The 12,547-nt window shown below is 65.2% G+C and carries 12 protein-coding genes; 4 read left to right on the top strand and 8 right to left on the bottom strand.

The window, feature by feature from the left end; all coding sequences use genetic code 11:
* The first annotated feature begins 26 nt into the window (after positions 1-26).
* Both F8O08_RS07060 and F8O08_RS07055 read left to right on the top strand, forming a co-directional pair.
* Complete coding sequence (locus tag F8O08_RS07060) at positions 27-509, top strand: DUF3099 domain-containing protein (protein WP_158038022.1); 483 nt, start codon at positions 27-29, stop codon at positions 507-509.
* Entirely contained in the window at positions 506-1,435 is a 930-nt protein-coding gene (locus F8O08_RS07055; RefSeq protein ID WP_158038023.1) for an SURF1 family protein, read from the top strand. Before F8O08_RS07060 ends, F8O08_RS07055 begins: the two co-directional genes overlap by 4 nt.
* 64 nt (positions 1,436-1,499) lie before the next feature.
* Here F8O08_RS07055 and F8O08_RS07050 read toward each other — a convergent pair whose 3' ends face one another.
* The 6 genes from F8O08_RS07050 to sufB all read right to left on the bottom strand — a co-directional run bounded on the left by F8O08_RS07050 (position 1,500) and on the right by sufB (position 7,472).
* Entirely contained in the window at positions 1,500-3,095 is a 1,596-nt protein-coding gene (locus tag F8O08_RS07050) for an ABC-F family ATP-binding cassette domain-containing protein (protein ID WP_158042927.1), read from the bottom strand.
* A 303-nt stretch (positions 3,096-3,398) separates the two neighbouring features.
* Positions 3,399-3,722 carry a metal-sulfur cluster assembly factor gene (locus F8O08_RS07045; RefSeq protein WP_158038025.1) on the bottom strand — a complete coding sequence of 108 codons (324 nt, stop codon included), beginning with the start codon at positions 3,720-3,722 and terminating at the stop codon, positions 3,399-3,401.
* Complete coding sequence (sufC, locus tag F8O08_RS07040; protein WP_158031509.1) at positions 3,722-4,489, bottom strand: Fe-S cluster assembly ATPase SufC; 768 nt, start codon at positions 4,487-4,489, stop codon at positions 3,722-3,724. Before sufC ends, F8O08_RS07045 begins: the two co-directional genes overlap by 1 nt.
* Before the next feature lie 41 nt (positions 4,490-4,530).
* Entirely contained in the window at positions 4,531-4,878 is a 348-nt protein-coding gene (locus tag F8O08_RS07035; protein WP_158042926.1) for a non-heme iron oxygenase ferredoxin subunit, read from the bottom strand.
* A gap of 2 nt (positions 4,879-4,880) precedes the next feature.
* Positions 4,881-6,038, bottom strand: coding sequence for a Fe-S cluster assembly protein SufD (gene sufD, locus F8O08_RS07030; RefSeq protein ID WP_225733599.1), 1,158 nt, complete (start codon positions 6,036-6,038; stop codon positions 4,881-4,883).
* Positions 6,039-6,053: 15 nt separating this feature from the next.
* Entirely contained in the window at positions 6,054-7,472 is a 1,419-nt protein-coding gene (gene sufB, locus F8O08_RS07025) for a Fe-S cluster assembly protein SufB (protein WP_158042924.1), read from the bottom strand.
* Between the two features lie 162 nt (positions 7,473-7,634).
* Between sufB and F8O08_RS07020 the strand changes: the two genes are divergently transcribed.
* Positions 7,635-8,660, top strand: coding sequence for a COX15/CtaA family protein (locus tag F8O08_RS07020; RefSeq protein ID WP_192497729.1), 1,026 nt, complete (start codon positions 7,635-7,637; stop codon positions 8,658-8,660).
* Between the two features lie 67 nt (positions 8,661-8,727).
* Here F8O08_RS07020 and F8O08_RS07015 read toward each other — a convergent pair whose 3' ends face one another.
* Together F8O08_RS07015 and F8O08_RS07010 are read right to left on the bottom strand one after the other, a co-directional pair.
* Positions 8,728-9,078 (bottom strand): MGMT family protein, encoded by a 351-nt coding sequence (locus F8O08_RS07015; protein ID WP_158042922.1) that lies wholly within the window; start codon positions 9,076-9,078, stop codon positions 8,728-8,730.
* 17 nt (positions 9,079-9,095) lie between these two features.
* Positions 9,096-10,133: a heme o synthase gene (locus F8O08_RS07010; RefSeq protein ID WP_158038029.1), complete on the bottom strand. Its 1,038-nt coding sequence runs from the start codon at positions 10,131-10,133 to the stop codon at positions 9,096-9,098.
* Positions 10,134-10,401: 268 nt separating this feature from the next.
* Here F8O08_RS07010 and tkt point away from each other — a divergent pair, with 268 nt between their 5' ends.
* Positions 10,402-12,546 (top strand): transketolase, encoded by a 2,145-nt coding sequence (gene tkt / locus F8O08_RS07005; RefSeq protein ID WP_158042921.1) that lies wholly within the window; start codon positions 10,402-10,404, stop codon positions 12,544-12,546.
* The last annotated feature ends 1 nt before the right edge of the window (position 12,547 follow it).

Raw genomic sequence — 12,547 nt, 5'->3', positions numbered from 1 at the left:
CGTCAAGCCCGCAGGAGGTGATCGACATGCCGAACCGCCAGGTCGCCGTCGTCACCCACGCCCCGAACTCTCCCAGAGACGACCGCGTGCGACGCATGGTGCACTACTCGATCGCCATGGGCATCCGCATCGTCTGCCTGCTCGCACTCTTCGTCGTACCGGGCTGGTGGAAGCTCATCCCTGCGTTCGGTGCAGCGTTTCTGCCCTACTACGCGGTGGTCATCGCGAATCTGCCCAAGCGCGTCAATGACGACGGCTTTCAGTCGATCGTGCAGCAGGCCATCAGTCAGGATGCGCACGCGCACAGTGCAGCCGCCGATCGCGCCGAGACGATCACCGTCGACGAGCCCACGTTCGCCGGCGGCGACACGGCGTTCGACACCAGCCAGGACGGCTCACGGTCGCACTCCGATTCCGTTCGCTCAGACTCACGGGCACTCCGTTCGGTGCCGTCAGGCGTCATCTCATCAGCGAGTCAGCATGATCAGCTGACCCTGCATCACGCATGAGAGCGGCGAAGACGCGGCCACCTCTGCTGGCGGCGCTGGGCAAGCTGCGCCCGTGGGAATGGATCGGCTATCTCGCCGGCGTCATCGTCTTCGCCGTCATCTGCGTGATGCTGTCCCGCTGGCAGTTCGATCGCCGAGATCAGGCTGTTGCCGAGATCGCCAAAGTCACCAACAACTGGTCGGCGCCGGCTGCAGAGCTGCCCGATCTGGTTCCCGGTCTCGACGGCTTCGACGATGCCGACGAATACCGAAAGGTGCTGCTGCACGGCACGTATCTGACCGACGAGCAGCTGCTGGTGCGCAATCGGCCCCTGAACGGGCAGCCCGGGTTCGAGGTGCTTGTTCCGTTGCGACTCGACGATGACCCGGCGTCTGCTGACTCGACGACGACCACAGCCGGCCGCGTCTTCTTTGTGAATCGAGGATGGCTCCCCACGGGGTCTGACGGTGACGCCCCCGCCGACGTGCCCGCGCCGCCGTCGGGTGAGGTCGAGGTGGTCGCCCGGCTGCGTCCGGCACAGCCTGAGGTCGACCGCTCGGCTCCCGACGGGCAGATCGCCAGCTTCGCGCTTCAGCAGGTCGTCGACCGATTCGACCTCTCCCCCGCCTACACGGCGGCCTACGGACAGATGGAGTCTGAGTCGCCTGCCACGGCCGATCGACCGCAGATCATTCCGCAGCCCAGTCTCAGCGAGGGCAGCCACCTCTCGTATGCCCTGCAGTGGATCGCCTTCGCCGTACTCGCCTTCGTCGGATTCGGCTACTCGATCAGGCAGACGCTGCGCCGAATCGAAGAGACCGGCAACGACGAGGTCGTCGCGCAGCAGCGCCGCCGTCAGGGCAGCCGTCGACACGACGACGACACCGACTACGAAGACGCGCTGATCGATGCCGCAGCACGACACAGGGGCACTCCGGGCGAGTGATCCCTGTCGCTGTCGGGCCGCCCAACGCGACAGCAGGGACCGGATGCCGCCGCGAACCGCGGTTTCAGGCCAGCGAGATCAGATCGGCGTACTCGGCGGTCCAGATGTCTTCAGTCGCCTCAGGCATGATGACCACGCGCTCTGGGTCGAGCGCGAGCACCGCGCCTTCGTCGTGGCTGACCATGATGACGGCGCCCTCGTAGTGCGAGAGCGCATCGAGGATCTGCTCTCGACTGGCCGGATCGAGGTTGTTGGTCGGCTCGTCGAGCAGCAGCACGTTGGCGCTCGAGACCACCAGTCGGGCCAGTGCGAGTCGCGTCTTCTCGCCGCCGGAGAGCACACCGGCAGGTTTCAGCACGTCGTCACCGGTGAATAGGAACGAGCCGAGCACGCTGCGCGCCTCGCGTTCACTGAGATCGGCGCCGTCGAGCATGTTCTGCAGCAGCGTTCTGTCACCGTTCAGCGTCTCATGCTCCTGCGCATAGTAGCCGAGCTTGGCTCCGTGGCCGAGCTCGACCACACCGGAGTCCGGCTTGTCGACCCCGGCGAGGATGCGCAGCAGCGTCGTCTTGCCCGCACCGTTGAAGCCCAGAATGACCACGCGCGATCCTCGGTCGATCGCAAGGTCGACCGAGGTGAAGATCTCAAGCGACCCGTAGCTCTTCGAGATGCCCTTGGCCATGAGCGGAGTCTTGCCGCAGGCGGCGGGCTTCGGAAAGCGGATGTTCGCCACCCGATCGGCCTGGCGCGGGCCTTCGAGCCCTTCGACCAGTTTCTCGGCGCGTCGCTGCATCTGATGCGCCGCCGCTGCTTTGGTGGCCTTCGCCCCGAAGCGTGCCGCCTGCTGCTGCAGCTGGGTGGCCTTCTTCTCGGCATTGGCCCGTTCGCGCTTGCGTCGCTCTTCGTCGGCGATGCGCTGCCTCTGGTAGAGCTTCCAGCCCATGTTGTAGATGTCGATCGTCAGGCGGATCGCATCGAGATAGAAGACCCGGTTGACCGTCTCTTCGATCAGTCGCACATCGTGACTGATCACGATGAGCGCCCCCTGATACTTCTGCAGGAATCCGCGCAGCCACATCACCGAGTCGTGGTCGAGATGGTTGGTCGGTTCGTCGAGCACCATGGTGTCGGCGTTGGCGAAGAGAATGCGTGCGAGATCGACGCGGCGTCGCTGGCCGCCCGAGAGCGTGCCCAAAGGCTGGGCGAGCAGACGATCGTCGAGGCCCAGATTGTTCGCGATCACGGAGGCGTCGGCCTCGGCCGAGTAGCCGTCGAGCGCCTCGAAGCGGTCGGTCAGTCGGCCGAATCGGGTCATCGCCTTCTCGGCGACCTCCGGGTCGGGCGACCCCATGTCGTCCTGCGCCTGTTTGAGCTGGGCAGAGAGATGCCCGAGCTCACGGGCGTCGAGAATGTGATCGAGCGCCTTCTGATCGGGGTGCCCGGCTTTGGGATCCTGCGCCAAGTAGCCGAAGACACCTCTGCGCTCGACTTCGCCGTGAGCCGGCAGCAGCTCCCCGGCCAGCACTTTGGTGAGCGTGGTCTTGCCAGCGCCGTTGCGCCCGACCAGCCCTACTTTGTCGCCCTTGTCGACGCGGAAGTTCACTCCGCTCATCAGGGTGCGGGCACCCACTCTGATCTCGAGATCTTTAACGGCGAGCACTCGCGGTCCTTCTTCTGCTGTGATTCTGCGCGGCGTCTGATGCGCAGTGATTCGTTCGCGGTTCTGTGCGGCGGCCGGCAGGTGACGTCTGCACGGCTTGGGCGCACGGCGTGTCTGCGCCGACCCGATCAGCCAGTATACGGTACCTGCCTGGCTCCGCGTCAGAAGCGCATGAGGGGCTGTCTGTCTCAGCTGTGCCGCAGAGCGGGTGTGGGCGCTCTGCGGCCCCAAGAGATGCGAAGAGCGCGGCCGACGTGAAATGCTCCACGCCGGTCGCGCTCGTTCGAGGGGATGCTGCGGTCGTCAGATCGTGAAACCGAGCGCCCGCATCATGTCGCGTCCCTCTGGTGTGATGCGTTCTGGGCCCCACGGCGGCATCCACACCCAGTTGATGCGGAAGGACGGCACGACGTCTTTCAGCGAGGCGGTGATCTGCTCCTCGAGCACGTCGGTCAGCGGGCAGCCGGCCGAGGTGAGCGTCATGCTGATCACCAGTTCGCCGTCCTCGTCGAAAGAGAGGTCGTAGACGAGACCGAGGTCGACGATGTTGACGTCGAGTTCGGGGTCGACGACTTCGCGCAGCGCGTCTTCTATCTCGTCGTACTTCTCTGGCGAGGGCTCAGCCATCAGACCAGGGCCTCGTTGGGATCGAGGAAGCGATCGTAGCCTTCGTCCTCGAGACGGGTGGCGAGCTCGGGGCCGCCTTCTTCGGCCACCCTGCCCTTGACGATCACGTGCACGAACTGCGGCTTGATGTAGCGCAGGATGCGGGTGTAGTGCGTGATCAGGATCAGACCGGTGTCGTTGTTCTCGTGCACGCGGTTGACGCCCTCCGAGACGATGCGCAGGGCGTCGACGTCGAGGCCGGAGTCCGTCTCGTCGAGCACGGCGAACTTGGGCTTGAGCAGCTCCATCTGCAGAATCTCATGACGCTTCTTCTCGCCGCCTGAGAAGTTCTCGTTCACGTTGCGCTCGAGGAAGTCGTCGCTCATGCGCAGCTCTTTCATCGAGCCCTTGACCTGCTTGACCCAGTCGCGCAGTTTCGGTGCCTCGCCGTCGATGGCGGTCTTGGCGGTGCGCAGGAAGTTGCTCACCGTGACACCGGGGATCTCGACCGGATACTGCATGGCGAGGAAGAGCCCGGCGCGGGCGCGCTCGTCAGCGCTCTTGTCGAGCATCTCTTCGCCATCGAGCTTCACCGAACCGCTCTTGACGATGTAGCCGGGGTGACCGGCGAGCGAGTAGGCCAGCGTCGACTTGCCCGAGCCGTTGGGGCCCATGATGGCGTGCACCTCGCCCGTGTTAATGGTGAGGCTGATGCCGTTGAGAATCGGCTTCTCGCCTTGGTCGGTCTCGACGCTGACGTGGAGATCTCGGATTTCCAGTGATGACATGGTGTTTCTTTCTGTGAGGTTCAGTTGTTCCGAACGCGAGCTCAGCCTTGGGCGAGCGTGCCCTTCGGATCTATGTAGATGTCGCCGTCTCTGATTTCGACCGCGTAGACGGGAACCGGCTCGTAGGCCGGCAGTGTGAGCGGCTTGCCGGTCGTCAGATCGAACTTCGACCCGTGAGCCCAGCATTCCAGTGTGCAGCCTTCGACGAAGCCCTCTGAGAGCGAGATGTCTCCGTGCGAGCAGCGGTCGCCGATCGCATGCACTTCGCCCTCAGTGGTCTTGACCAGAGCGATCGGCTCGTCACCGATGGTGACGCGCAGCGGAGCCTCAGGGTCGAGCTCGTCAAGCGAGCAGACTCTGACGAGATGGTTGGTCTCGGTGTCAGACATGCTCACACCTCCGTATGCAGCAGCTCTGCCTCGACCGCCCGCTCCAGACGTTCCTCCAACGGGGCGTAGCCGATGCGCTGGATGACCTCGATCAGGAACCCGCGCACGACCATCCGCTTCGCCTCGTCCTCGGTGATGCCGCGCGACTCGAAGTAGAACAGCTGCTCTTCGTCGAATCGGCCAGTGGCCGAGGCGTGACCGGCGCCGATGATCTCACCGGTCTCGATCTCGAGGTTCGGCACCGAATCGGCGCGCGCCCCATCGGTCAGCAGCAGGTTGCGGTTGAGCTCATAGGTGTCGGTGTCTTCGGCGTCAGCCCGGATCAGCACGTCGCCGATCCAGACGGTGCGTGCCCCGTCGCCCTGCAGAGCACCCTTGTACGTCACCCGTGACACGCAGTTCGACTCATTGTGGTCGACGTAGACCTGCTGCTCCAAGTGCTGATGCGCGTCGGCGAAGTAGATGCCGTCGAGCTCGACGTTGGCGCCCGGCCCGTCGAAGCGAGCCGACGGGTTCACCCGCACGACGCCTCCGCCGAGGTTGACCACGACGTGTCGCAGATGAGCCGAGCGGCCGATCGTGATGAAGTGCTCGGCATCGTGCACTGCCGTGTCGTTCCACTCCTGCAGCGTGATGACCGTGAGATCGGCCTCAGCCTCGACCACGATTTCGACGTTCTCGGCCAGGTTCGCATCGCCCTGGTTCTCAAGCACGACGATCGCCTTGCTGTGCGGCTTGGCGGTGATCACCGTGTGAGCCGCGCGAGGAACGTCGCCCAGCTGACCTCGCGTGACGAACACCGGGTCGGCGAGCTCTGCGTCGGCCGGAATCGTGATGCTCAGCGCCTGGGCGAAGCCGCTCCAGGCCGCTGCCGAGACGTAGTCTTCGGGCAGCGTCTGCGACGATCCGACGACTTTGTCTGTGCGAGCCACCCACGCAGCGGTGACGCCCTCAGGCGCCGTGAACGTGTAATCGTACGTGCTGCCGTCGAGTTCGCCGAACAGCGCGGCAATGCGATCGAGCGGCGTGTTCTTCCACACCAGCTCTCGATTGCTCGGCTTGCTGAACTTCGAGACATCGGTCGAGGCGAAGCGCTGGGAGCGAGTCTGCACCGGCACGTCGTACCCGTGGCTGTGCTCTTTCAGTCCTTGCTGTGTCACTGTGTCAGTCACTTCCTAGCCCACTGATCCTTCCATTTGCACTTCGATGAGCTTGTTGAGCTCGAGGGCGTACTCCATCGGCAGCTCGCGCGCGATCGGTTCGATGAATCCGCGGATGATCATGGCCATCGCTTCGTCTTCTGGCATGCCTCGACTCATCAGGTAGAAGAGCTGCTCTTCGCTCACTTTGGAGACCGTCGCCTCGTGCCCCATGGTGACGTCGTCCACGCGGATGTCGACAGCCGGGTAGGTGTCGGACCGAGAGATGTTGTCGACCAACAGCGCGTCGCAGCGCACCGTGTTCGCCGAGTGGTGAGCGTTCTCACCGAAGCGCACCTCGCCACGGTAGCCCGCACGACCGCCGCCACGGGCGATCGACTTCGAGACGATCGACGACTGAGTGTACGGCGCGAGATGAATCATCTTGGCGCCCGGGTCCTGGTGCTGTCCCTCGCCGGCGAAGGCGACGGAGAGCGTCTCACCGCGAGCGTGCTCGCCGACCAGATAGATGCTGGGGTACTTCATCGTGACCTTCGAGCCGATGTTGCCGTCGATCCACTCCATCGTCGCACCCTCTTCGGCGATGGCACGCTTGGTGACGAGGTTGTACACGTTGTTCGACCAGTTCTGAATCGTCGTGTAACGCACGCGTGCGTTCTTCTTCACGATGATCTCGACCACTGCGGAGTGCAGCGAGTCCGTCTTGTAGATCGGCGCGGTGCAGCCTTCGATGTAGTGCACGTAGCTGCCTTCGTCGGCAATGATCAGGGTGCGTTCGAACTGCCCCATGTTCTCGGTGTTGATGCGGAAGTATGCCTGCAGCGGAATCTCCACATGCACACCCTTCGGCACGTACACGAACGAGCCACCTGACCAGACGGCGGTGTTGAGCGCAGCGAACTTGTTGTCGCCAGCCGGGATGACCGTGCCGAAGTACTCTTCGAACAGCTCGGGGTGCTCACGCAGCGCAGTGTCGGTGTCCAAGAAGATCACGCCCTGCTCTTCGAGATCCTGGCGAATCTGGTGGTACACGACCTCGGACTCGTACTGTGCGGCCACACCGGCGACCAGCCGCTGCCGCTCGGCCTCGGGGATGCCGAGCTTCTCGTACGTCTTGCGGATGTCTTCGGGCAGCTCTTCCCATGACTCGGCCTGCTTCTCGGTCGAGCGCACGAAGTACTTGATGTTGTCGAAGTCGACGCCGCTCAGATCTGCACCCCACATCGGCATGGGTTTGCGATCGAACATCTGCAGACCCTTGAGCCTGCGCTTCAGCATCCACTCAGGCTCGTTCTTGAGCTTGGAGATGTGGCGAACGACTTTCTCGCTCAGGCCGCGCTGGGCATGTTCGCCGGCGGCATCGGGGTCGGCCCAGCCGAATTCGTACTGACCCAGGCCTTCGAGCTCGGGGTTCTTCTCGAGAATCTCGCTCACGGTAGTGTTTCCTCTCTCGCCCTCGTTCAGCGGTTGTTGCCGCCGGGCACGCTCACTCCTCACAGCGAGCAGTCTCCACTCTAGTCTGTGGTTCTCTTACTGCAACGGATATCTCGGGTGTCGCATTCCTCCGCACCGACGAGGTGCGAGATAATGGAAAACATGCATGCCCACGACCGCACAGACGGAGTCGCAGACGCTGGTCAGACAGCCGATTCCTCCGCTGAGAAGCGCCACTCCCCCGAATCACGCTCTTCCGTCGACCCTCTTCTCCGAGTTCCCGGCGTGGGTGTTCGCGCCGCAGCCATAGCCGCGCTGATCGCGAACGTCGTGATCATCGCGACCGGCGGCCTCGTGCGCCTGACCGGCTCAGGTCTCGGCTGCGACACCTGGCCGAAGTGCACCCCTGACGCGTTCACCACCACGCCCGAGCAGGGCATCCACGGCCTCATCGAATTCGGCAACCGCACGCTGTCAGGTGTGATGCTGATCATCGCTCTGTGGGGACTCATCGCGGTCTACCGCGGCGCGAGACGCCGTCGCGATCTGATCACCTTGGCCTGGGTGCAGGCGTCCGGCATCATCGTGCAGGCAGTGGTCGGCGGCATGGTGGTGCTGTTCCATCTCACCTGGAACCTCGTCGGCTTCCACTACCTTCTGTCGATCGTGCTCGTCGCGTTCATGGCGGTCTTCGCTGTTCGCGCGCATGCTCCGGGCGGCCCCCGCGCTCGGGCAGTGCGCCTGCCGACCCTGATTCTCACGCACGTCATGACCCTGGTGCTCGCGATGACGGTGGTCGTCGGCGTCTTCGCCACGGGCTCAGGGCCGCACTCGGGCGATCCGTCTGAGGTCGTGCGCACCGGGTTCGACGCCGAGTTCGTCTACCACGTGCATGCCTGGTCAGGCTACGTGCTCTTCGCCCTGACGCTCGTGGTCGTCGTGCTCTCGCTGCGCGAGTACGTCGGATTCCGCAAATGGGTGGTCGCTCTGGTCTGCGTGCAGATCGTCCAGATCGTGGTCGGCGTCACGCAGGCCAGACTGCACCTGCCGGGCAGTCTGGTTCTCGTGCACATGGTGCTGGCCGCCGTGCTCACGGCCGCCGCCGTCGCGACCGTACTGGCGCTGAAACGACCGACCGCGGAGCTCGACGGGGATGCCGCAGGCAGGCCCGCGGGAGCCATCGCCTAGCGCATCCTCGAGCTGACGTCCCGCCAGACCCATGTCAGATCGAGGCCGGGGTCGGTGCAGCTCAGTCTCACCTTTCTGCCACTGGAGCCGCCACGGCTGCCGTCTCAGGGCGCCACCGGGCTGCGACAAGGTCGACCGTGCCGTTCGCACGCATCGGCGTCCGCTCCCGCTTGTAGTGCAGCCGAGCCCGTTCTTCGAGTTCCGCAGGAAGGGAGCCCGTCGACGAGACGACACGCCACCACGGCAGGTCGGCTCCGCTGTCGCGCATGACCCGGCCGACGGCCCGGGAGGCGCGAGATCCGAGCAGCGCAGCGACGTCACCGTATGAGAGGGCCCGACCTGTCGGGATCGTCGACACCAAGGCGACGACCTGTTCAGAGAACGGCAGCGTCTCGGGGGCACGAGTCAGGCCCGACATCGGTGAACTCACCCGCCTCAGAGCGGCAGGTACAGCAGCGGATCGACCGCGACGGCGAGAAAGAGCAGACTCAGATAGGCGATCGAACCGTGGAACACGGTCATCGACCGGCTGCCGTCGCCGCGCAGGCTCTCGGAGTACAGCGCGTGCGTCTGCCACATGAACCAGCCGCCGCTCAGCACCGCGGTCACCGTGTAGATCCAGCCCATGCCGCCGATCGGGACGAGCAGCAGCGAGCAGGCCACCAGAGCCCACGTGTAGAGGACGATCTGCAGGCCGACGACGCTGCGACCGCGGACGACGGGCAGCATGGGCACGTCTGCGGTCGAATAGTCGTCTCGGTACTTGACCGCCAACGGCCAGTAGTGCGGCGGCGTCCACAGAAAGATCAGCCCGAACAGAATCAGCGATTCCCAGCTGAGCGACTCAGTGACCGCGGCCCAGCCGATGAAGACCGGCATGCAGCCAGCGATCCCGCCCCAGACGATGTTCTGCGAGGTGCGGCGCTTCAGCAGCATCGTATAGACGACCACGTAGAAGAAGATGGCGAAGGCCGACAGAAATGCGGCGAACCAGTTCGTGGTGGCCCAGAGCCAGCCGATCGAGACCAGACCGGCGATCCATGAGAAAGCGAGCGCCTGGCGGTCGGTGAGTTCTCCGGTGACGAGCGGACGATGCTGCGTGCGCTTCATCAGCCGATCGATGTCACGATCGAGGTAGCAGTTGAAGGCGTTCGCACTCGCAGCGCTCAGCGTGCCGCCGATCAGGGTGTTCAGCACAAGCCAGATGTTCGGGATGCCGTGGGCAGCGAGAATCATCGTGGGCACGGTCGTGACCAGCAGCAGCTCGATGATGCGCGGCTTGCTCAGTGCGAGATAGGCACGGAATCGACCTGCGAACCAGTCACGCCGCGTGCCTCCGGCGGCGAGCGCGGCCTTCAGGCTGTGGTCGGCGGCAGGATGCCCTGTCTGGGGCGCGTCAGACGCTCTCGCCACGACGTCTGCACCGGTCTCGTCTTCGACCACGGCTGCGGGCTTGGACTCTACCTCGGACATACACCCTCATTCGGCACTCGTGGGAACGTGCACTCAGGACCCGCTGGGCAGGCGCAGACGCACAGGTTCTCTACAGTCTAAAGCAGGCGCCTGACAAGCGCCATGCTCACTCCGCGCGCGTTGCGGGGCTCGCCGCGCGGGGCGTGCAGGCCTCTCGGCTCGTCGGCGAGGGCTTCTCTATACTTGTTGCTGTCGTGCGTGCACGGCCGGGCCTGTGCCCGCGCCGGTGTCAGCACATCTGTATCCCGAGATACCGAGGAGACCCCGAGTGGCGACTTTGCAGTGGAATGACACGGACCGAAAGGCAGTCGACACCGCGCGCGTGCTCGCCGCCGACGCCGTCGAGAAAATCGGATCAGGGCATCCGGGCACGGCGATGAGCCTCGCCCCGGTCGCCTACCTGCTCTATCAGCAGTTTCTGCGGCACGATCCGTCAGATCCGAACTGGATCGGCCGTGACCGGTTCGTTCTGTCGCCCGGGCACACCTCCCTCACGCTCTACACGCAGCTCTTCTACTCCGGCTACGGCCTCGAGCTGAAAGATCTCGAACAGCTGCGCGCACCGGGGTCGCTGACTCCCGGTCACCCCGAGTACGGTCACACGCCGGGCGTCGAGATCACCACCGGCCCCTTGGGCCAGGGGCTCGCCAGCGCCGTCGGCTTCGCCTACGCGCAGCGCTACGAACGTACGCTGTTCGACCCTGAGGCTCCGGCTGGTCAGAGTCCCTTCGACCATACGATCTGGGTGATCGCCTCGGACGGCGATCTGCAGGAGGGCGTGACCAGCGAGGCCAGCTCGCTCGCCGGCAGCCAGGAGCTCGGCAACCTCGTGGTCATCTATGACGACAATCACATCTCGATCGAAGACGACACGAACATCGCCTTCAGCGAAGACGTCCTCGCTCGCTACGCCTCGTACGGCTGGCACACCCAGCGTGTGGACTGGACCGCTACGGGCGAGTACCGCGAGGACATGCCTGCGCTCTTCGACGCGCTGACCAGCGCCAGAGCCGAGACGAAGCGTCCGTCGATCATCGCGCTGCGCACCATCATCGGCTGGCCCAGCCCCAACAAGCAGAACACGGGCGGCATCCACGGTTCGAAGCTCGGCACCGACGAACTGCGTGCGCTGAAAGAGCACTTGGGCTTCGATCCCGAGCAGCATTTCGTCGTCGACGACGACGTGCTCGCTCACGTTCGAGAGGTTCGCGAGCGCGGCGCCGAGCTGCATCACCGTTGGAACGCCGACTTCCAGGCCTGGCAGCAGCGCGAGCCCGAACGCGCCGCTCTGCTGCAGCGGCTGCAGCAGGGGCGTCTGCCCAGCGAGCTGCAGCAGGCGCTGCCGGAGTTCGAGGCAGGCACGTCGCTGGCCACCCGCGCCGCCAGCGGCAAGGTCATCAACGCATTGGCTCCCCTGCTCCCCGAGCTGTGGGGCGGTTCGGCCGACCTCGCGGGCTCGAACAACACCACGATCACCGGCGCAGACTCCTTCGGCCCCGTCGACCGAGGCACCGACGCCTGGCACACGTCTCCCGGTGGACGAGTGCTGCACTTCGGCATCCGCGAGCACGCCATGGCCTCCATTCTCAACGGCATCGTGCTGCACGGCCCGACTCGGCCGTTCGGCGGCACCTTCCTCATTTTCAGCGACTATCAGCGCCCCGCACTCCGGCTGGCCGCGCTGATGGGCGTGCCCTCGATCTTCGTCTGGACGCATGACTCCATCGGCCTCGGCGAAGACGGCCCGACCCATCAGCCGGTCGAACAGCTCGCGTCGCTGCGTGCCATCCCGGGGTTCACCGTCGTGCGTCCCGCCGACGCCAACGAGACCGCCTATGCCTGGCTCGGCATGCTCGGCCAGCGCAGCGGCCCGGCAGGCATCGTGCTCACCCGCCAGGGCGTGCCCACGCTCGAACGCGCCGAGAGCCCCGTCGGCGATCGGCTGGCCCCTGCTCGCGGCACGCTGCGCGGCGCCTATGTGCTCGCCGAGGCGCGCAGCGGCAGCCCCGAGGTGATCCTCATCGCCACCGGCAGCGAGGTGCAGCTGGCTCTTGAGGCTCGACTGACGCTCGAAGACGAGGGCATCTCGACGCGAGTGGTGTCGGCCCCCAGCCTCGAATGGTTCGAGAACCAGGACGACGACTACCGCGAGAGCGTGCTGCCCGGCAGCGTGCGTGCACGCGTGTCGGTGGAGGCCGGCACGGCACTCACATGGCGCGGCATCGTCGGTGACTTCGGTCGCAGCGTGAGCCTCGAGCACTACGGCGCCTCGGCCGACGCCAAGACGCTGTTCACACAGTTCGGCATCACTGCCTCGGCGGTCGTCGAGGCCGCCCACAGCTCGCTCAACGCCGCACACGCCGGCCTGCAGATCTCAGTCGCTGTCGGCGACGAGCAGAATCAGGAGAACTGAC

The sequence above is a fragment of the Pseudoclavibacter sp. CFCC 13611 genome (assembly GCF_008831225.1).
Taxonomy (GTDB): domain Bacteria; phylum Actinomycetota; class Actinomycetes; order Actinomycetales; family Microbacteriaceae; genus Pseudoclavibacter_A.
This window is presented reverse-complemented; position numbering and strand designations above follow the sequence as displayed.

Bases quoted from the DNA above. Each gene is read 5' to 3' on its own strand.
- F8O08_RS07060 (WP_158038022.1), top strand. From the start codon at position 27: ATGCCGAACCGCCAGGTCGCCGTCGTCACCCACGCCCCGAACTCTCCC.
- F8O08_RS07055 (WP_158038023.1), top strand. From the start codon at position 506: ATGAGAGCGGCGAAGACGCGGCCACCTCTGCTGGCGGCGCTGGGCAAG.
- F8O08_RS07045 (WP_158038025.1), bottom strand. From the start codon at position 3,722: ATGGCTGAGCCCTCGCCAGAGAAGTACGACGAGATAGAAGACGCGCTG.
- sufC (WP_158031509.1), bottom strand. From the start codon at position 4,489: ATGTCATCACTGGAAATCCGAGATCTCCACGTCAGCGTCGAGACCGAC.
- F8O08_RS07035 (WP_158042926.1), bottom strand. From the start codon at position 4,878: ATGTCTGACACCGAGACCAACCATCTCGTCAGAGTCTGCTCGCTTGAC.
- F8O08_RS07020 (WP_192497729.1), top strand. From the start codon at position 7,635: ATGCATGCCCACGACCGCACAGACGGAGTCGCAGACGCTGGTCAGACA.
- F8O08_RS07015 (WP_158042922.1), bottom strand. From the start codon at position 9,078: ATGTCGGGCCTGACTCGTGCCCCCGAGACGCTGCCGTTCTCTGAACAG.
- F8O08_RS07010 (WP_158038029.1), bottom strand. From the start codon at position 10,133: ATGTCCGAGGTAGAGTCCAAGCCCGCAGCCGTGGTCGAAGACGAGACC.